This is a genomic window from Candidatus Taylorbacteria bacterium (genome assembly GCA_039934295.1).
Lineage (GTDB): Bacteria > Patescibacteriota > Minisyncoccia > Phycocordibacterales > HO2-43-120 > HO2-43-120.
The window spans coordinates 1-21174 of record JBDTMN010000015.1; the positions used below are offsets into that span (position 1 = coordinate 1).

Sequence of the window (21174 nt, forward strand, 5' to 3'; positions counted from 1 at the left end):
GCTGACGCCAAGCTTGGGAGCGATTTCTCCATTCTTAAATCCTACTGCAATTTGCGCCAGAACTTCTGATTCTCTTTGAGTCAGACGGGCTTTCGGGATGTTTCTCGCGGATACCACCGCGACATTCAATTCGTCATTCCCACAGGCCGTTAAGAATGAAGCGAATTTTTTCAGCACAGAGAGTTCTGCAAGCGTGAGTCTAGATTTCATTTTTTGTCTTGGGTTTGGGAGCTTTCTCTATAGTAAACGCCGACATATTTATGTCAATAACCGTCAACGTTCCTTTTTTTTTGACCCTTTTTTCATGAAGTGCTAGAATAACGCAAGCAGGCAGAAACGTAATAACGGTCAACGGTTCTTTACTGCGGAATTATTAAGATTTGTTAGTAAAAAAAATTATGGAACAAGACGCACAGTTTTTGGAGTATGTTATTAAAGCGCTAGTCGACAATCCGAATGATGTCAAGATTACTCGAACAGTTGACGAGATGGGAGTGTTGCTCACACTCGGAGTCAGTTCTGCTGACATGGGCAAGATTATCGGACGAATGGGCAACACCGCCAAGGCAATCCGCACGCTCCTTAGAGTTGTCGGAATGAAGAATAACGCGCGAGTGAACCTAAAAATTAACGAACCCGAGGGAGCCCCGCCTCGCCCTATGCGAACGGACAAGACGATTGATGAGTCGCTCGATGATTTGAAGATTTGAGACAGCTTCTAGCTGTTAGCTACTAGCTTTTAGCTTTCGGAATAGATAGGAACAAAAAGCCGTCCGCCTTAGGCGGACGGCTTTTGTGTTGACAACCGGCAAATTTCTATTAAGGTAAATAGTGGCTCAACACGAACAAATAAAAAAAAATATGAACATCATCATTCACGGCTCAACAGGTCGCATGGGGCGGGCATTGCTTGCTTGCAGTGCAAACTATTCAGACATCGCGGTCGTAGGCGAGATTCATCGAAATTCAATCAACGAGAATTGGAGTCAATACGAAGAGAATTGCATTTTGAGGGCAGATGTTGTGGTTGACTTCAGCATACCTGCGGCTACGCCGGTAATCTCGGAGATATGCGCGAGTTATAAAAAGGCGATTGTCATCGGAACGACGGGTCACAACAGGGATCAGCTCCAATACATTAAACGTCATGCGAATTTCATCCCAATCGTCATGGCATCCAACTTCTCGATTGGCGTCAACGTTTTGTTTGTTCTTGTGAGGGAGGCGGCAAAAATTCTGGGACCGGGATTTGACCTTGAAATCATCGAGATGCATCACCGGTTCAAGAAGGATGCCCCAAGTGGCACGGCTAAAACGTTGACCGAAATACTGAAAGATGTGCGCGATCGGCAAATTGCTAAGAGCACTGACCTAAGACAGTTTGGAACGTCCACACAGACAAGAAATGGTCGCGAGGGAATTACTGGTGAACGTCCGAGAAATGAAATCGGAATTCATTCTGTCCGAGGGGGTGATGTTGTCGGTGACCATACGGTCATTTTTGCGGGAGATGGTGAACGTGTCGAACTAACGCACAAGGCCTCGAGCCGTGACGCGTTCGCCAACGGTGCCCTGCTGGCCGCAGAGTGGGTCGTTCATCAAAAGCCTGGCTTCTACGACATGCAGGACGTGCTTGGGCTACCGAAGTAGTCTTATACACATCTCTGCATAGGTATGACCGCGCACTAGAAGTCGCGGTTTTTTTATGCGCTTTTGACACTGACTGCTCAAGGAGTATACTTCAAAGTTAGTACAACCAGAAAGAGAGGAGGAAAAACCGTGAATGAAGTTATGTCCTGTGCATTAGAGTTGCCATTTGGGCTCAAGATTACCTGCAAGAAATGCAAGAAGGTGCATCCAAAAAACGACAAATGCATTGTGGTCGCAGTATCAATTATGGGTCGATCATTTGTAGTTGCGGGAGAGCAAATGGCCAAGTGCGATTGTGGAAATCGCTTGCCAACCTTTATGCACTTTCCTACTGTGGAAGAGGCGAAGGAGCTTTGCGCACGCATCGAAGCTCGACTGAAGGACGAAAGCGGGGGGACGGTTGATTTCGTCGAGTTTATCGCGGTTCCCCAGCTAAAGCTTTTCCCGGTCTTCTCACAAAATTAACTGGCATCTCGCCAAAAACACAAATCCGTGGTATCGTAGAGCCACGGTTTTTTTTATCTCTCATTTTCATTGTTTTTCCTGTACTATCATTTATCCACTATTAACGATCCCCGATGACCTTTCATGTAATCACCCTATTTCCAAAAACATTCGACTCTTATTTAGGGGAGTCTATTTTGAAGCGAGCGATTGAGGATAAGAAGATAAAAATTGAATTTTATAATCCGCGCGACTTCGTGATTAAACCAAAAGGAAGGAAGCTCACCTATTCGGAAAAAAGAGTTGATGGCAGGCCATACGGCGGTGGCCCGGGGATGGTTATAGAAGCCCTACCAGTCATACGGGCCGTGGAAAGCGCAAAGGTAAAGGTAAAAAATAAGAGTCTGAAGATACTTTGGCTAAGCCCGTCGGGAAAACAGTTTACGACCGAGTACGCAAAAAAAACTGCTCAAAAATATGAGCATGTGATTATCATTTGTGGGCGATATGAGGGAATTGACGCACGCGTAAAAAAAATATGCAAAGTTGAAGAAGTATCAGTCGGCCCATTTGTTCTTACCGGAGGAGAATTGCCCGCGATGCTCATTATTGATGTGATGGCTAGGCAGATAGAGGGAGTCTTGGGAAATTTTAGCTCTCTCGAAGAATCGCGAGTTTCGAGTTCTCTCGCATATACAAGGCCTGAAGTTCTCGTCTATAAAAAGAAAAAATATCGAGTGCCCAAAATACTTCTTTCAGGTCATCGGGCAAAAATTGAAGAGTGGAGACTTAATCAAAAATCTTGACAAGATAATCGTCGAGCTCGCGCTGGTCCAAATCATAAAAATTCTTGTGGTCCCTGTTTAAATCGTGGGCGAGATCTTTTCCGACAAACCTAAAGTGCCAGGGTTCGAACTGATAGTACGAATTGCCTTTCGGGTACGAAAGTATGAAACCGTATTTATAAGCGTTGCGCGTGAGCCATTCATACTCGGGAGTATTTTCAAAGGCAACCGTTAGCGCCCCGTTCATCGCCGGAGTGATAAAGTCTACGGCAGTTCCCAGCTGATGCTCGGAGTACCCTTGGTCGGCTGAAAACTGATTAGCCGAGCCTGCTCCGTAAATTACCGAATAACTTGACTTCAGATTGGCCTGTATGCCGAAAGACCGATAAGCAGAAATAATCTGTAGCGTCACCCTGTCATTTTCGGCTTCGTCTAAGAGGTCGTCAAGATAGTCTGACACATTATCCAGAATCTCCTGGGGCTTATTTTTATCGAAGAGATATCTTGAATCTATAGATACAAGTTTTGGTGGCGCGTAATTCTCGTTCAGAAAATACACCTTGGAGTATTTTTTTAACAGCTCCGGATCCGTTTCGGTTAATTTTTTCAGCGTAGAAACCGTTCTTGATATTTTTTTGTTCGCGCTTTTAAGCGAATTATTTAAGTCCTGCTCTTCAACCAACCTCTCTTGAAGCCCATCTTTCTCGATTTTCATATTGGAGAAATTATCTTCCACGCCTTTAAGCGTGGTTTCGAGTTCGGCAATTTTAGATTGAGAAAGCAGGTACTGCTTGTGAAGCGAAGCGTAGAGATACATGCCGTACACGCAGACCGCTACGACAATCACCGCGTACAAAAGATGTTTTTTTGACGGCTTTTTCGGCAAATGAGGCAATAGCTCTTTCATTCAATGATTCTAGCATATTTATGCATTGCTGCCATGCCGGTTTTAACACCTAGCGCATCTGCCTTAAAATGGAAAAATATGTCTAGGGATTTTCGTAATTGTTTTTTCCTGTTCCGAATATAGTATAATAGTGAGAACCATTTTATTCAATAAAAAAAATGATATGAAAAAATATTCTATACTAACCTTTTTGTTCGCGTGTTTGGTTTCAGTCTTTTTTTACTCGCCGAGCTATGCAAGAGCGGAGTTCTCTTCTACTCCTGATAGCAACATACCCATAACTGACGGGACGGTCAGTGCCGTCGTGGCCAATAGTTCTGGTACATACATAGGAGGCACATTTACCCATGTGGGTAGTACGGTTTCTGGAAATGGAGTCCCCATTGTAACTTCTACTGGCCTCCCTGTGTCCACATTCCCAAAAGTAAACGGAACCATATCCTCGGTTGTTTCGGACCGAAACGGTGGTTGGTATATTGGAGGAGCCTTTACCCAAGTGGGAACAGAAACACGCAACAGACTAGCTCATATTTTACCCGATGGCACTGTTGACCCAAATTTCAATCCTGATATGAGCGGTACTGTTGTAGCCCTCGCACTCTCTCCTGATGGAGCCACACTCTACGCCGGAGGCGGTTTCACCACTGTCGGAGGAGCACCCTACAATAATCTAGCAGCTATAAACACCGCGGATGGAATAGCTACATCTTTCAATCCGAACATGAGCAGTACCGTAAGTGCCCTCGCTCTTTCTCCTGATGTAGGAACTCTCTACGCTGGTGGCTTTTTCACCACCGTTGGAGGAGCACCCTACAATCGTCTGGTGGCTATAAACACCTTGGATGGAATAGCTATATCAACTTTTATTAATCCGAATATGAACAATGCCGTTGTAGCTCTAGCTCTTTCGGGAGATGGAACGAAACTCTACGCCGGTGGCAGATTCACCACCGTCGGAGGAGCACCCTACAATAATCTAGCGGCTATAAACACCTCGAATGGAATAGCTACATCTTTTAATCCGAACATGGGCAGTACGTTTATTGGTGTGTCTGCCCTCTCTCTTTCTCCTGATGGAGCGACACTCTACGCTGGAGGCCAGTTCACCAACGTTGGAGGACCAATCCACTATTATCTAGCGGCTATAAACACCGCGGATGGAATAGCTACATCTTTCAATCCGAATCTGAACAATTTTGGTTTTGTTTCAGCCCTCGCACTTTCTTCGGATGGAACGAAACTGTATGCCGGAGGCCAGTTCACCACAGTCGGAGGAGCACCCTACAATTTTCTAGTAGCCATAAACACCTCGGATGGAATAGCTATATCAACTTTTAATCCTAGTGTGAACAGTTCTGTGGGCGCCCTCGCTCTTTCTCCGGATGGAGGAACGCTTTACGCTGGAGGCAATTTCACTATTATCGGAGGTATTGTTCGCAATAATCTGGCGCATATTCTCCCTGACGGCACGGTTGACCCTAACTTCAATCCGAATATGAGCGGTATAGTAAGTGCCCTCGCACTTTCTCCCGATGGAACGACACTGTACGCTGGAGGACAATTCACCACCGTCGGAGGAGCACCCTACAATCGTCTGGTGGCTATAAACACCGCGGATGGAATAGCTATATCTTTCAATCCGAACATGAACGGTGGCGTAAGCGCCCTCGCTCTTTCTTCGGATGGAGCCACACTCTACGCCGGAGGTAGTTTCACCACCGTCGGAGGAGGAGGAGCACCCTACAATCGTCTGGCGGCCATCAACACCGCGGATGGAATAGCTACATCTTTCAATCCGAACATGAGCAGTACCGTAAGTGCCCTCGCTCTTTCAGGAGATGGAGGAACGCTCTACGCTGGAGGATTATTCACCACTGTCGGAGGAGTTACTGCCTACAATCGTTTGGCGGCTATAAACACCTCGAATGGAATAGCTACATCTTTCAATCCGAATATGAACAATGGCGTATTGGCCCTCGCTCTTTCTCCGGATGGAGGAACTCTCTACGCTGGTGGCTTTTTCACCACCGTTGGAGGAGTTACTGCCTACAATCGTTTGGCAGCTATAAACACCTCGGATGGAATAGCTACATCTTTCAATCCGAATATGAATAATCAGGTAAACGCCCTCGCTCTTTCAGGAGATGGAGGAACGCTCTACGCTGGAGGATTATTCACCACTGTCGGAGGAGTTACTGCCTACAATCGTTTGGCGGCTATAAACACCTCGGATGGAATAGCTACATCTTTCAATCCGAATATGAACAATAGTGTTTCAGCCCTCGCGCTTTCTTCAGATGGAACGAAACTGTATGCTGGAGGCGATTTCACCACTGTCGGAGGTAATCCTGAATTTCAAAATTTCGTTTCCTTCAGCGCAATCCCAGAAGAACCTGTCCCCACTCCCACCCCATCAAGAAGGAGAAGCTCAAGTGGCGGTCGCAGTGCTAACTTCATCCCTCAATCTCCTTTGCCATCAAACGCTCCAACCTGCGCCTCGGGATATACCCTGATTCCATTTCCTGCTAATCCTTCAGGATACATGTGTAGTCCAAATGCGTCGGGAATTGCTCCAGTTGTGGAGATTACTCCGGGAATAGGACTCCCACCTGTTCTCACCCCGCTTTCCTTCACCCGTAATCTTGGTTCGGGATCAGTGGGAAGCGATGTAAAACTCCTTCAGCAATACTTAAATTCCAAAGGATTCACGCTTGCTCTTGTGGGCGCAGGTTCTCCAGGCAATGAGACCACTTTCTTCGGCATGCTGACCCGAACCGCGCTTTCTAGGTTCCAGCTGGCTCATGGCATCACGCCTCCCGTAGGATTCTTCGGACCGATAACAAGGGGGTTTATCCTCCGTCCATAGTTGTCGCCACTTTCTGTGGAGATGGAATATAATCGACCAAATGAAAGGAGAACTCACTAAGCATTCAGGAACAAACTGACTCCGCTTGAAGTGTTAACAGGTTCAGATTACCATGTGTCTAAATTACCAACAGGGTGCAGAAATGGGCGGGGTTATTCACAGGGTTGACAATCAAATAGACTAGGTATATACTCGTATTTAACTTACTGCGAGATTGTGTTACGACTTGATTCGGACCCTTTTTACGAGTTGCCTCTCACATTTTTTTAAATGTGGGGCTTCATAAAAGAGTAGTCTTGCAAACTCAAGAGCAATAAAATAAAAAGCCAAATAGAACCTGACTTGAGCGGGGGCTGTTTTATTTGTGTTGATGCTGGTGCTCTCTCGGGCAACTAAATTTAACTTTTAAGTTTCGAATAATCGCAAAAGTCTCTAAGAAGTGCAACTTTCCAATATAAACGATTCAGTCGGGTGTTATAAGTCATGCTATACATACTATGGAAAAAACAATAAACGAAACTGTGGAGAACGGACTAAGAGAGAAAAAATATTTTGGTCGCTACAAGGAACCTTTGACCGAGGTGCCTAATCTCGTTGAGTCCCAAGTTACTTCATTCAAGTGGCTTATTGAAAAAGGTCTTGCTGAAATTTTTAGCGAATTTTCTTCAATTAAAGATTATGCTGGGAAAAAATTTGAGCTCGATTTCACGGATTTCAAGTTGTCGTCGGCAAAATACGATGAATATTTTGCAAAAAATAACAAGCTTTCCTATGAGGCGCCCTTGAAAGCTACTGTGAGGCTTAAGAACAAGACGCTTGGCGTAGAAAAATCACAGGAAATATTTCTGGCTGATTTTCCTCTCATGACTCCCCACGGCACATTTGTGATAAGCGGAATCGAGCGCGTCATCGTGCCCCAGCTTGCCCGTTCGTTCGGAGTTTTTTTCACGGAGGAGGAAATCAAGGGAAAAAAGTTTTTTGGAGCGAAAATAATTCCCGCCCGTGGTGCCTGGATTGAGATTGAAACCGACCCCGACGGATCTATGTACGTCAGAATCGACCGAAAGAGAAAATTTTCCGTCGCTTCTCTTTTCCGTATACTGGGCGCTCATACCGATGAGAAGCTTCGTGCCCTGTTTAAGGAAAATCCCATCGCAAAAACATATATTGACGCGTCAATTGCGAAGGACCATGCGAAAACGGTTGATGAGGCATATCTCGAGATACACAAAAGACTTCGCGACGGCGAGTTGGGAACGGTGGCAAACGCGAAAGAGTTTATTGACTCGATTTTAGGGCCGGAACGTTATGATATTTCGAAAGTCGGGCGTTTTCGATTTAATAAGCGATTCGATAAGAGCATGGATGCGAAGGAACTCGAGCGGAAAACAATTTCGTTGGACGACGTTGCTACAATCATTACACACATATCAACGCTAAATACAACCGAAGGGGCTAATGCCGACGACATCGACCACCTAGGGAGCAGACGTGTTCGATATGTCGGGGAATTGCTTCAGCAAAAAATACGAGTCGGAATGTCGCAGATCAAGAGAAATATCCAGGATAGGATGTCCACGGTAGAGCCCGATTTTACACAGCCCCTGCAATTCATTTCTCCAAAACCGCTTCAGGCTAGGCTCAAGGAATTTTTCACCACAAACCAACTCTCGCAGTTCATGCAACAGGAAAATATCCTGACGGAACTTGAGCACTTAAGGACGCTTTCGGCATTGGGGCCTGGAGGCCTTACCAGGGAGCGCGCGGGATTTGAAGTAAGAGATGTTCATCCTTCGCACTATGGCAGGCTTTGCCCGATTCATACCCCTGAAGGTCCGAACATCGGACTCATTTTGCGGTTGGCGACCTACGCGCGGATAAATGATTTCGGAATGATTGAAACTCCCTATGCAAAAGTAAAAAATGGAGTGATTACAAAAGAGATTGTGTACATGAATGCTCTCGAGGAGGAAAATCATAAGATTGCCCACGCGGCGATTTCATATGACGAGTCTTCAATGATTGAAAGCGCCGAGGTAGAGGTTCGAATCAACGGAAGACCCAGTCTCGTCCCAAAGGAAGAGGTTGACTTAATCGATGTTGGAACCAATCAGGCGTTTTCTGTGGCGACATCGATGATTCCGTTTTTAAATCATGATGATGCCAACAGAGCGCTCATGGGCTCTAACATGCAGAAGCAGGCTACTCCTTGCGTCATACCCGAGGCGCCCCTTGTTGCTACCGGCATCGAAGAAAAGGCTGCCCGCGACTCGGGGCGCGTTCTCATTTCAGAGGAAGAGGGAGTCGTGACGTATGTGGATTCGACAAAAATTAAAATCACAAATCACAAAGGAAAAGAAAAAGAATATTCTTTAGTGTCATTTTCCCGAACCAATGGATTTACGGCGTTCCACCAGAGGCCTATTGTGAGCCTCGACCAGAAGGTGATGAAGGGCGATATTATCGCGGACACTTCTTCTTCCGCGGGAGGCCAGACGGCGCTCGGCCAAAACATTCTCATAGCATTTATGTCGTGGTCGGGGTCAAACTACGAGGATGCCATTATTCTTTCAGAACGTCTCGTGAAAAACAGCAAGTTCACCTCGATTCACATCGAGGAATTTGTGGTAAATGTCCGCGATACCAAACTCGGTCCCGAAGTTACCACTCACGATATTCCAAACGTCGGCGAATTGAAACTGAAAAATCTCGATGAAGACGGAATCGTAAGAATCGGAGCTGAAGTTCGACCCGGAGACATACTCGTCGGCAAAATTACACCCAAAGGCGAGACCCAGCTCACTCCCGAGGAAAGGCTTCTCCGCTCTCTTTTCGGAGAAAAAGCTCGCGACGTGAAAGACACTTCAAAACGAGTTGAGGGAGGAAAGCGAGGCAGAGTTATCCGAGTGAAGGTGTTTTCGAGAGAGAAGGCGGACAAGCTCGAATCCGGAATAATTAAAAGAATTCACATCGAGATAGCACAGTTACGAAACGTGTCGGTGGGTGACAAGCTTGCGGGACGGCATGGAAACAAAGGCGTGATTTCCCGCATTCTTCCCGAAGAAGATATGCCTTTTATGCAGGATGGAACAGCTGTTGACATGATTTTGACTCCGCTCGGAGTTCCTTCGCGTATGAATTTGGGGCAAATTCTCGAACTGCACCTTGGTCTTGCTGCAAACACCTTAAACTATCAGGCAATTGTTCCACCGTTTGCCGGAGCGACACATGAGGAAATCAAGGCAGAGCTTTCGAAAGCGGGATTTAGTCCGAACGGAAAGATGAAGCTTTTTGACGGTAGAACAGGACGCGAATTTAATCAGGAGATTGCGGTGGGATACATGTATATTTTGAAACTCCATCATATGGTGGAGGATAAAATTCACATGCGTTCAATCGGACCGTATTCTCTCATCACCCAACAGCCTCTCGGCGGTAAAGCGCAGGGAGGGGGTCAGCGGTTCGGAGAGATGGAAGTCTGGGCGCTCTTGGGTCATGGGGCGGCATACACACTGCGGGAAGTTTTGACTGTAAAATCAGATGATATTATCGGCCGTTCCGCGGCTTTCGATTCAATTGTGAAAGGAGAAAAAATCCGCGAGTCGAATATTCCGGCGTCATTTAACGTGCTTCTCAATAATCTTCGGGGGCTGGCTTTGAACGTCGAACTCGATGAGGAAGATGGCGATGAATCCCGTAGTAGGAATTAAAACCAAGCTTCGGTTCAATAAATTCCAATATAATTATGAAAACTAAAAACATACATATAAACGATTTCAGCACAATCACCCTAAAGCTTGCCTCACCCGCCAAAATTGCGGAGTGGTCTTACGGTGAAGTCACGAAGCCGGAAACAATAAATTACCGCACACAGCGAAGTGAGAAGAGCGGACTTTTCGACGAAAAGATTTTCGGCCCCGACAAGGATTTTGAGTGCTACTGCGGAAAGTACCGAGGCATACGATACAAGGGCATCGTCTGCGAGAAATGCGGTGTAGAAATCACACGTTCAATTGTGAGGAGAGAGAGGATGGGGCACATCGAGCTCGCCACACCCGTCGCGCATATCTGGTTTTTGCGCAGTATGCCGTCCCGCATCGGTCTCGTGATGGGTATGTCCACTGCTGACCTTGAGAAGGTCATCTACTTCGGCGGTTACATAATCACGTCCTTAAATGAGGAAGAGAGATCATCAATTTTGAGAGATCTTGATTCGGAATATAAGACCAAGGTGAAAAATCTTCAGGATGACAAATCTGTGGAGGCATTGAAGGAGCTCTTGGTGAACGCAAAAAAAGAAATCGAGCTTATTCAGGAGGGCGTAGTTTTGGACGAGGTGCAGTACCATGAGTATTCACTCAAATTCGGAACCCTCTTTGAAGCGGAAATAGGCGCTGAAGCCATCTACACGATTTTAAAAAAACTTGACCTCGTAAAGCTCGAAAAGAAGCTCACCAAAGACTACGAGACGGCGGGTTCCATTGAAAAAGATAAAATCAACAAAAGATTAAGTCTGCTTAAATCCATGATTCAGGCGGAAATTCGCCCAGAATGGATGTTCCTCACCAATATTCCGGTTATTCCTCCTGCACTACGGCCCATGGTTCCCCTTGACGGCGGACGCTATGCAAGCTCCGACGTCAATGACCTCTACCGAAGGGTCATCAATAGAAATAATCGGTTGAAAAAACTTAAGGAGATTAACGCGCCCGATGTTATTTTGCGGAATGAAAAAAGAATTTTGCAGGAAGCGGTGGATTCGCTCATAGACAACTCGATTCGACACGGCAACAATAATGCGGGTGCACTTAATCAAGCTCAAAGACGACCCCTAAAATCCCTCTCGGACAACCTAAAAGGCAAAAGAGGCCTGTTCAGAGCAAACCTTCTTGGAAAACGAGTGGACTATTCGGGTCGTTCGGTCATTGTCGTCGGTCCCGAACTCAAGTTGAATCAGTGCGGATTGCCTAAGCATATGGCGCTCGAGCTTTTTAAGCCGTTCGTTATTTCGCAACTTTTGAAGCGTGAGCTGGCTTTCAACATAAGAGGCGCTGGGAGACTCATTGACGACGATATTCCCGAAGTCTGGGCGATTCTCGAGGAAGTCATTTCCGATAAATACGTTCTTCTTAACCGCGCTCCCACTCTCCACCGGCTTGGTATCCAGGCATTTAAGCCGATTCTTATCGAAGGAAATGCAATTCAGGTTCACCCTCTCGTTTGCACCGCTTTCAACGCTGACTTTGACGGAGACCAGATGGCTGTCCATGTTCCGCTTGGAGAAGAGGCACAGATTGAGGCGAAGGAAATCATGGCTGCCGACAAAAATATTTTGAAGCCGGGCTCTGGTGAACCTACCGTTACGGGAAAACTTCTCGACATCATTTTGGGTTGCTACTGGATGACCAAGGACGTAAAAGGAGAGAAGGGGAGCGGAAAATATTTCGAAAGCCCTCAAAGCGCTATCATTGCCTATAATTTCGGTGAGGTAGCTCCCCGTGCCAAGATTCACATTCTGCCAACCCAGGAGGAAAAATATAAAGAATTTGGAGGAAAAATATTCGAGACCACCGTGGGCAGGATACTTTTCAACGGTGTTCTTCCGCAGGATTATCCGTACGTGAATAAAGAGGTTCAGAGAAAAGATATGGGACTTATGGTAAACCGAATGATCAGCATCTATGGAATAGACAAAATCGCTCCGATTCTCGATAAAATAAAAGGTTTTGGCTTCAAATATGCCACCGTTTCGGGAACCACGTGGGGTATTGACGACATCTCGGAGCCTCCTGGAAAACCCGAGATAATTAAGCGCGCAAAGTCCGACGCCGAGGAGGTGTTGGAGCAGTACAATCTCGGCTTTCTTTCAAAAGAGGAACGGTTGAGAAAAAACATTGAAATCTGGCACGAAGCAAAAGGCGAGATTGAAAAATTAATCCCCGCAACTCTGGACAAAAATGGTTCTGTACATGACATGGTGAACTCCGGCGCACGAGGCTCGATCGCCCAGATTACCCAGATGGCCGGAATGAAAGGACTCATAGCAACCACCTCGGGAGAAACTATCGAATTCCCGATTGTAAGCTCGAGCAAGGGAGGACTTACTCCAATCGAATACTTCATCACTACTCACGGCTCCAGAAAAGGACTCACCGATACTGCGCTCAACACCGCTAAAGCCGGGTATCTTACCCGAAGACTGTTTGACGTGGCGCAGGACGCCATCATAACGAGTCTTGATTGTGGGACAAAGGAAGGCATCACAATTACCAAAGAAAGCGCTTCGGGGATGGAAAGCTCGATTGCAAAAAATATAAAAGGGCGAGTGCTTGCCGAGGATATCGCTTCGAGCGGAAAGGGGATTCTATTCGCCAAAGGGCATCTCCTGAACAAGGAAGATTCGGAGAAGGTTGAGGAAGAAAATATCGCGGAGGTCAAAGTCCGGTCTCCACTTACCTGTAAGACGGTGCATGGCATATGCGTCCAATGCTATGGCTACGACCTTGGAAAAAAAGAATTGGTTGAAATCGGCGAAGCGGTGGGAACGATTGCGGCGCAGGCCATCGGAGAGCCCGGGACCCAGCTCACCATGAGAACATTCCATAGCGGTGGAACCGCTTCTATAGGCGGTGATATCACACAGGGACTGCCAAGAGTCGAGGAAGTTTTTGAAAAGCGGGCTCCCAAAAATCCGGCAATCGTCAACCGGGTAAACGGCATCGTGACGGACATTAAAGATCTCGGAAAAGAAAAAGTCATCATTGTCCTTCCCGAAATTGCCGACAAGAGTAAGTCCAAGAAAAAAAGCGAGATAGAATATACAGTGAACTACAAGCGCGTGCCTCTCGTAAAAGTGGGAAGCAAAGTTCGCAAAGGCGACATTATTACGGACGGCTCGGCGAACATAGATGAGATATTCAAATTCGGCGGAAAAGAAAAAACTGAAAATTACATTATTTCAGAGGTGAGCAAGTTGTATGAGCTTCAGGGCGAAACCGTGTCTAGAAAGCACATCGAGATCATCGTCCGCCAGATGTTTTCGCGAAGGAAAATTAAAGAAGGAGGAGGCACCAAGCTATCCGCGGGAGATGTCGCCAGCATCTCGTACTTTTCTGATGAGAATGACGAGATGAAAGAGAAAGGAAATGAGGAAGCGAAGGGCGAAGCGGTGGTGATGGGTATCACGGAAATTTCCCTAAGCCGAAGAAGCTTCCTGTCGGCGGCATCATTCCAGCATACCACTCGAGTTTTGATTAACGCCGCGATACGCGGAACTGAAGATAAAATAGTCGGTCTTAAGGAGAACGTCATCATCGGCAGGCTGATTCCGGCAGGTTCCGGCTTCGAAGGAAGTCCAAAATCTAAATTGGTTGAGAAAGTGAGAGGGGAAGTCGATACTGAATAACCTATGACAGATAACTGAATGACTGAATCACAGAGGGGGAGGTTTTCTCTCATGCGTTATTAGTTATTCAGTGATGAGTTATACGTATCTATGTCTCACGTTGAGGAAATAAAAGAAAAGCTATCCGTGGAGGACGTATTGGGCTCCTACTTGAAGCTTGAAAAGGCCGGAGCCAGCTTTAAAGCGCTCTGCCCTTTTCACCATGAAAAAACGGCGTCATTTTTTATCTCGCCCGCGAGAGGCACCTACTATTGCTTCGGATGCGGAATGAAGGGCGACATCTTCTCATTTGTGGAGGAATTCGAAGGAGTTGATTTCAAGGGTGCTCTAAAAATTTTGGCAGAAAAGGCGGGCGTAAAGATCGTTTTTGAAAACCCGAAATTGAAAAGTGAAAAGGATAGGCTATTCGCGTGTCTCGAAGAAGCTACAACTTTTTTTTCGGAGACTCTCAATAGGGAGGAAAATGGCAAAATTAGGGAGTATCTTAAGGGCAGAGGCTTAACGCCGGAGACGATTCTCGAGTGGCATATCGGATTCGCCCCCCTCGATTGGCATCCGGTGCACAGCTACCTAAAGCAGAAAGGCTACACTGATTCAGAAATTGAAAAAGCAGGGCTCATTAAGAGGGCGGAGGCATCGCACGAGAAGGGCGTTCGATTTTACGACAGGTTTCGAGGCAGAATAATGTTTCCGATAAACGATTCGAGCGGAAGAGTCATCGGGTTTTCAGGGAGAATATTTCAGGATGACGGTAAGAGCGCCAAATATATAAATAGTCCCGAGACAGAGCTCTACTTGAAGTCGAGCGTCTTGTTTGGTCTCGACAAAGCCAAATCCGCGATTCGCCAAGAGGGAGAAATTATTTTGGTTGAGGGTCAGATGGATATTATTCTTTCTCATCAGGCGGGGGTCAGAAATACGGTTGCGCTTTCGGGAACGGCGTTTACCGAAAGTCACGCGAAAATAATCCATCGTTTTTCGAATAGACTTATTTTGGCGTTTGATCCTGATTCTGCGGGGGTAAAAGCCGCGCGAAGAAGCGCTGTCATCGCGCTTAGGGAGGGATTGGAAGTGAAAGCCGCGCTTTTGCCCTCGGGTGTCGACCCCGCTGATTATATTCTCCATAATTCGAAAAAATGGAAGGACATTTTGGCAAATTCCGTGAATATCGTGCATTTTTCTCTCGCGCAAATACTTTCGTCCACTGCCCAAAAAAGTAACCTTCCGAATGAAATTAAAGAGAACATCTTTCCCTTTCTTTATCCGCTTGGAAGTTCTATGGAGAGGTCGCAGTATATTCAGGAGATTGCGAAGAAGACCGGTATTTCCGAAAACGCCATTATCGAAGACTACAGGAAAGCAGAGAGGTCCTACGAGCCCGAAGGTGAAACGGGAAATCAGGGTGTGATAAGAGAAAAAAAGCTTGAGGAGAAATCGCACCGTAATCTTGTGGAAAGAAGAATATATGGCATACTGCTTTGGCAGAATTCTCTCGGGGCTCCCTCAATTGACGTAAAAAGAGTAGAAGAAACTTTGAAAAACATAATTGGCGCTCCGGGCTTTGAAAAGATGACCGATTTTTTTGCGCCGAACAAAAATGAACTCGCTTCGGAGGCGGAGGTCCTATATAATACAGCAAATACAGCGGAGGACTTGGAAGAATTATTCATGCATTTGGAGCAAGATTATTTAAAGGGAAACCTTGCGATAGAGATTGAAAAATTGAGTCTTGCGGAAAAAAACACCGATAAGGACCAGATTGCCGAGATTCTTAAAAGATGCAAGGAATTGGGGGAAAGAATACAGAAACTAGTAACCAAATGACCTATAACTAATGACTGAATAACTCAAACAAGTAAAAATTTTCTGGTTATTCAGTTATTCAGTTATTCAGTCATCAGTTATAGGTTATTAGTTCATATACTATGTCAAAAAAGAAAAAAAACAAAAAAATAAAAAGAAAAGGCAAAAAAGTTAGCAGTGCTAACAAAAGAACCGCAGAGGAGAGGGGAAGAGCGGCTCTCAAAGCTCTTCGAAAGAAAGAGATTGAGAGGCGGAGCGGTCTTTCTGCGAAAGCCACTAAAAAAGCGGAGGAGCTCGAAAAAAAATCCGACCGACTTCTCACAAAAGGCAGAGAAAAAGGGTTCGTCACTTATGACGAGATTCTTAAGGAATTTCCGACTGTCGAAGAGGACATTATGTTTCTCGACCATTTGTATGAGAAGTTCGCCACTGCGGGAATAGATGTTCTTGAGGGGGGAGGGATGCTTGAATTTCCCGATGCCTTGCCTGAGAAGAAACCCTCCTTTCTTAAGACAGATTCATCGTATGATTCGATTCAGATGTATTTAAAAGAGATTGGGCAATACCCTTTAATTCTCGCGCATCAGGAAAAAGAACTCGCAAAAAGAATTGAAAAAGGAGACCAGGAAGCCAAAAACCTGCTGGCAAGAGCAAACCTCCGGCTCGTCGTTTCAATCGCGAAAAAATATGTGGGACGAAGCCCTGACCTGACCCTGCTCGACCTTATTCAGGAGGGAAATCTCGGGCTGTTTAAAGCTGTGGACAAATTTGACTGGACAAAGGGCTACAAATTTTCGACATACGCAACATGGTGGATTCGGCAGGCAATCACCCGTTCTCTTGCCGACCAATCAAGAACAATCCGCGTGCCAGTGCACATGGTGGAAACAATTGCCAAGTACAAACAAGTCGTGCGAAGGCTCTCTCAAGACCTCGGGCGCGACCCGTTGCCCGAGGAAATCGCGGTTGAAATGGGACTTGATGTTGAGAAAATTTATAATATTGAAAAAATTGACCAGGATACTGTGTCTCTCGAAAGCCCGGTCGGAGACGACGGCGACGATGTGAAGTCAACGCTCGGCGATTTTCTCTCCGACGACAAAATTCTTTCGCCGGACAACGAGTCTTCGAGGAGAATTCTTTCCGACCAAGTGAAGGATATACTAAATGATTTGTCTGAGAAGGAAAAACATATTCTCGAGATGCGTCATGGGCTTATCGACGGCATTACCCACACTCTCGAAGAAGTCGGACAAAAATTCGGCGTGACGCGCGAGCGCATCCGCCAAATCGAAGCCAAAGCCCACGAAAAAATCCGTCAGCACGAGAAGGTGAATAGGTTGAGGAACTATTAGGGGGAGCTGTTAGGTGTTAGCTGTTAGGTTAAAGCTTGGAAAAAATAAATTAATCAATTTTTTGGTTTAGGAACTCTATCCAAATTGGACAAATCTGAAACCTCAAAAGGGAAGTGTTTTCTGCGTGATATACTTAAAAAATGAAAGACGATTTCAAGGAACTTTATAACAATTTAAATCCCGCCCAGAAAGAGGCAGTGGACGCCATTGAAGGCCCAGTGATGGTCATTGCGGGACCAGGGACAGGAAAAACAACTATTTTGACCTTACGTATCGCAAATATCTTGCGAAAGACTGACACTCCGCCACATGGCATTCTTGCGATTACCTATACGAATTCGGGAGTAAAAGCCATTCGGACAAAACTCGCGAGTATTATCGGCGCTCGAGCGCATGATGTTCGCATCCATACTTTTCACAGCTTTGCCTCCTCTATAATCGCGGAGTATCCCGACCATTTTTTGCACGTAAACGAGATGAGACAGATGTCGGACATTGAGCAGGAATCACTGGTCCGCTCCATTCTCGTTGACCCGCATTTTAGAGCGCTTCGTCCGACCGGCATGCCCGACGCCTATGTGAGCTCAATCTTAAGAACTATTGATGACGCAAAGCGCGAGGCGATGACTTCAAACTTGGTTCGGCAATTCGTGAAGGATGAAATTGCTCGAATTAAAAAGGATGAATCTTCTTTATCTACACGTGGAGCTACGAAGGGACAACTTAAGGCGGAGGCAAGAGACGCGATAGAGAAATGCGAGAAGACTCTCCTTTTTGCGGACGTGTTTGAAAAATACGATGATGCGAAGCGTGAAGCCAAAAAAATTGACTACAACGACCTTTTGATTGAGCTCCTTACGGCACTCCGAAAAAACGAACTTTTACTCCGACTGATTCAGGAGAGATATCTGTACATTCACATTGACGAGCATCAGGACACAAACGACACGCAGAATTTTATTATTAGCATCATCGCGGAATTTTTCGATACGCCCAATGTTTTTATTGTCGGTGATGAAAAGCAGGCTATTTACCGGTTTCAGGGAGCTTCAGTCGAGAATTTTCTTCTTTTGAAAAAAAAGTGGCCAAAGATGAAAGTAATTTCTCTCAAGACGAACTATCGCTCGCACCAAAGCATTCTTGACGGGAGTTTTAGCATGATTGAGAAAAATTATGATGACAATGAGCATACGGATTTACGGATACGGCTAAAATCTGCCGACGGTAATGACACTAATAACCCCAACCCAATCGCAGTGGTGACCGGTGAAAATGTTGGCGCCATGGAGCTCTACCTGGTGAAAGAATTGCAGTCTCTCAAAAATCAAACTGTGGCGATTATTGTCCGAAGGAATCGCGACCTCGACAGAGTTATTCGCCTACTGGAGTCGCACGGCATCCCCGTTTCATCGGAGCGCAGTGTTGATATTTTTAGTCATCCTGTCGGCCGGATTTTTTTCGACCTTATAGATTATCTTGCCGACTCGACAAAGGTCTCCGCGCTCGCAACAACGCTCGCCTCGGGAATGTGGCAATTATCACCTGAAAATTCGTTCGAGCTTGTTCGCGCTCTTCGAAGCGGTGTGCCATTCGACCTAAATAAAAAATTGCCCGCGCTTCTCCGCATAAAAAGTGAGCTCATCTCCGACAGTCCGGTAGGGTTCCTAATCCATGCGGGAGAGGAATCCGATTTCACAACGCTCATTATCAAGGACCCGTCGTATGTCCATGTCTGGAGGGGGATTATTGCGCTTGCCGAATCGCTTACCCGAGAAGGTAGTATTTCCGACCCGAGAGAATTGATAAAAAATATGTTAGCGTACAGAACATCCGCCGAATCTCGGCCGGTTAAGGTTACCGTTGGCGCTCCCGACGAAGCTATCCAGGCCATGACAGCACATGGAAGTAAAGGACTTGAATTTGATCGCGTATTCATTCCCTATGCCACTGAAGAATCCTGGGTAGGTCGCGCACGAGGAGCTTCGTTTATTCTACCGAGAAAGCGTGTAGAGGAACATAATATAAAGGACATCCGTCGCCTGTTTTATGTCGCGCTCACGAGAGCTCGAAAGCATGTGACGATTCTCACAGCTCTCGAAGAGTCTGACGGAAAAATTCTCTCTCCGCTTCGTTTCATTACAGAGCTTGACTCCAAGCACACTTCCCATATTTCGCTTAAAAGAGTTGGTGTCGATGAAATTTATGCCGGCACTTCGCCTCAAAACGCGCGGTCTTCAGCGCTTCTTAATCTGGCAAAAAGTGTAATCGGGAATGAGGGTCTATCTGTTACGGCTCTTAACCACTTTCTTTTATGCCCGAACAAGTTTCTTTTCTTGAGTGTTCTCAAAATGCCTCAAGCGCCCTCCGCGCCTTCTGAAAAGGGAATTGCCATGCATGAAGCACTCTCTTCAGTCTGGAAAACAGAATCGAGAACGGTAAAAAAAATACAAAGTGTTCTTAAATCTTCTGTCAATGAATATTTTGATGTGTCGCTATTACAAACGTCGGAAAAAGAGGCGGCTAGGAAAGAACTGATTGAGAATATTCCCGCTGTGGCAAAAGCGCTCGAGACGCATTTTTCCATTCCGAAAGATTCCTCGATTTTTACGGAGACTTGGGTTGAAACTACTTTGCAAATCCCAATTCACGGCAAGCTCGACCTCCTCATAGATACGGGAGACAAAGCCTTGGTCTTTGATTACAAGACCCGTCTGGCAATGTCCGTTCATGCCATAAAAGGGGAGACAAAAAATGATACCGGGGACTATTGGAGGCAACTTATTTTTTACAAAATTTTGGTTGAGAGCGATGTGCGCTTTAAAAATTGCCAAATCATCCCCTCTTTAGTTTTCGTTACACCCGATACGATTGGGAGATGTCCGATAATAACAGTGCCAATAAGCGACGAGGATGAGAGACAAGTAAAAAAAGACATCCAAACTTTAGTCGACAGTGTCCAAAATGGAACGATACTTGAGGCGAAGTGTCGAGATACAAAATGCGAATGGTGCGGGATGAGAGAAGTGGCGAAATAACAAACGAATTATTTCATCGTGAGAAGCGAGTCGATTATCGCCTTTATGACAGGCTGGGGAAGGGAACCACTAAAGATGAGCTCTTTTCCGCCCTTATTGAAGTAAAATAAATCTTTTGGAATTATCGCGTTCGGAGCAATTTTGCCAAACTCACTTGAAATGACGGCGAGCACTTTTTCTTGATTTTTCGCACTTAATGCGCTCGAAAGCACGATAGCGGTGTGAGGAGTGCCGTTTCCCCCTGCGGCGACCGCTTGCTGGTAGTCACCCTCTACTTTTTTGGCGTATTTCCCGCTCGAAAGACATGCGTCGAACGCCTTAGTATCCAATCCGATTTCTGTCGCAGTACTTTTAAGTTTAGCTGGGTCAAGACCGTTGTTTGACGGAGTAATTTCATATATTTTGTCGAGATACTGCCAAAACTTCTGGTTGCCACCGAGCTCGTTAGCGCACTCCGTCGCCTCCGATTCTTTTCTAGCTTTTGGATGGAGAGAGTCTATTGGGAAATGCCGGTAGGTCCACGCAATACGCCCGTCTTTTCCATACTCATCCATGAGAGCATGCATCGTTCCCTGAAAAACTTTGCAGAATGGGCATTCTAGGTCGGAATACTCAACAAACATAAGACTTGCATTTCTGCTCCCCAGAACGTGATCATCTGTCGTCCCTGGCTTGATAACCACCGTTTTTGCCACAGGAGCGCTATTCTGGCCTCCCTCCGCACTAACAGACCTGCCAGAAGCTGAATTGGAGTAGATGATTGAACCACCAATTAACATCCCCGCAATGATTATTGCAATAGGAACGGCGAAAGAATTAGGCGGTGGCGAACTTAAAGGCGTCATTGAGGATGAGTTTTGAAATTCATTTTCCATACAATTGATACGAATACATACGAAACGGGACTCTATTTAATAAATATAC

The 21174-nt window shown here is 45.9% G+C and carries 13 protein-coding genes; 10 read left to right on the forward strand and 3 right to left on the reverse strand.

The genetic code is table 11. The features are described from left to right. The coding region (locus ABI430_04360; GenBank protein ID MEO8638104.1) for a LuxR C-terminal-related transcriptional regulator at nucleotides 1-210 on the reverse strand (210 nt) is incomplete at its 3' end. 188 nt (nucleotides 211-398) lie between these two features. Here ABI430_04360 and ABI430_04365 point away from each other — a divergent pair. The 4 genes from ABI430_04365 to trmD all read left to right on the forward strand — a co-directional run bounded on the left by ABI430_04365 (nucleotide 399) and on the right by trmD (nucleotide 2900). Then, complete coding sequence (locus tag ABI430_04365; GenBank protein MEO8638105.1) at nucleotides 399-710, forward strand: KH domain-containing protein; 312 nt, start codon at nucleotides 399-401, stop codon at nucleotides 708-710. Nucleotides 711-861: 151 nt separating this feature from the next. Next, entirely contained in the window at nucleotides 862-1650 is a 789-nt protein-coding gene (gene dapB / locus ABI430_04370) for a 4-hydroxy-tetrahydrodipicolinate reductase (protein ID MEO8638106.1), read from the forward strand. A gap of 141 nt (nucleotides 1651-1791) precedes the next feature. Beyond that, nucleotides 1792-2115: a hypothetical protein gene (locus tag ABI430_04375; protein MEO8638107.1), complete on the forward strand. Its 324-nt coding sequence runs from the start codon at nucleotides 1792-1794 to the stop codon at nucleotides 2113-2115. 113 nt (nucleotides 2116-2228) lie between these two features. Next, the gene (gene trmD / locus ABI430_04380) at nucleotides 2229-2900 is read left to right on the forward strand and encodes a tRNA (guanosine(37)-N1)-methyltransferase TrmD (GenBank protein ID MEO8638108.1); all 672 of its coding nucleotides are present in this window, start codon (nucleotides 2229-2231) and stop codon (nucleotides 2898-2900) included. On the opposite strand, the gene ABI430_04385 is transcribed toward trmD, so the two are convergent. Continuing rightward, on the reverse strand, nucleotides 2884-3786 hold the full coding sequence (locus ABI430_04385; GenBank protein ID MEO8638109.1) for a M15 family metallopeptidase: 903 nt from the start codon (nucleotides 3784-3786) through the stop codon (nucleotides 2884-2886). The genes trmD and ABI430_04385 overlap by 17 nt on opposite strands. 163 nt (nucleotides 3787-3949) lie before the next feature. On the opposite strand from ABI430_04385, the gene ABI430_04390 reads away from it, so the two are divergent. The 6 genes from ABI430_04390 (at nucleotide 3950) to ABI430_04415 (ending at nucleotide 20250) form a co-directional block, all read left to right on the forward strand. Beyond that, nucleotides 3950-6652, forward strand: a complete 2703-nt coding sequence (locus ABI430_04390) for a peptidoglycan-binding protein (GenBank protein MEO8638110.1) — start codon at nucleotides 3950-3952, stop codon at nucleotides 6650-6652. Nucleotides 6653-7149: 497 nt separating this feature from the next. Further along, nucleotides 7150-10362: a DNA-directed RNA polymerase subunit beta gene (locus ABI430_04395; GenBank protein MEO8638111.1), complete on the forward strand. Its 3213-nt coding sequence runs from the start codon at nucleotides 7150-7152 to the stop codon at nucleotides 10360-10362. Between the two features lie 35 nt (nucleotides 10363-10397). Next, entirely contained in the window at nucleotides 10398-14057 is a 3660-nt protein-coding gene (gene rpoC / locus ABI430_04400; protein ID MEO8638112.1) for a DNA-directed RNA polymerase subunit beta', read from the forward strand. A gap of 90 nt (nucleotides 14058-14147) precedes the next feature. Then, nucleotides 14148-15881 (forward strand): DNA primase, encoded by a 1734-nt coding sequence (dnaG, locus tag ABI430_04405; GenBank protein ID MEO8638113.1) that lies wholly within the window; start codon nucleotides 14148-14150, stop codon nucleotides 15879-15881. Between the two features lie 101 nt (nucleotides 15882-15982). Beyond that, complete coding sequence (locus ABI430_04410; protein ID MEO8638114.1) at nucleotides 15983-17215, forward strand: sigma-70 family RNA polymerase sigma factor; 1233 nt, start codon at nucleotides 15983-15985, stop codon at nucleotides 17213-17215. 140 nt (nucleotides 17216-17355) lie between these two features. After that, nucleotides 17356-20250, forward strand: a complete 2895-nt coding sequence (locus tag ABI430_04415) for an ATP-dependent DNA helicase (GenBank protein MEO8638115.1) — start codon at nucleotides 17356-17358, stop codon at nucleotides 20248-20250. A gap of 8 nt (nucleotides 20251-20258) precedes the next feature. On the opposite strand, the gene ABI430_04420 is transcribed toward ABI430_04415, so the two are convergent. Further along, the gene (locus ABI430_04420) at nucleotides 20259-21125 is read right to left on the reverse strand and encodes a thioredoxin domain-containing protein (GenBank protein MEO8638116.1); all 867 of its coding nucleotides are present in this window, start codon (nucleotides 21123-21125) and stop codon (nucleotides 20259-20261) included. Between the last annotated feature and the right edge of the window lie 49 nt (nucleotides 21126-21174).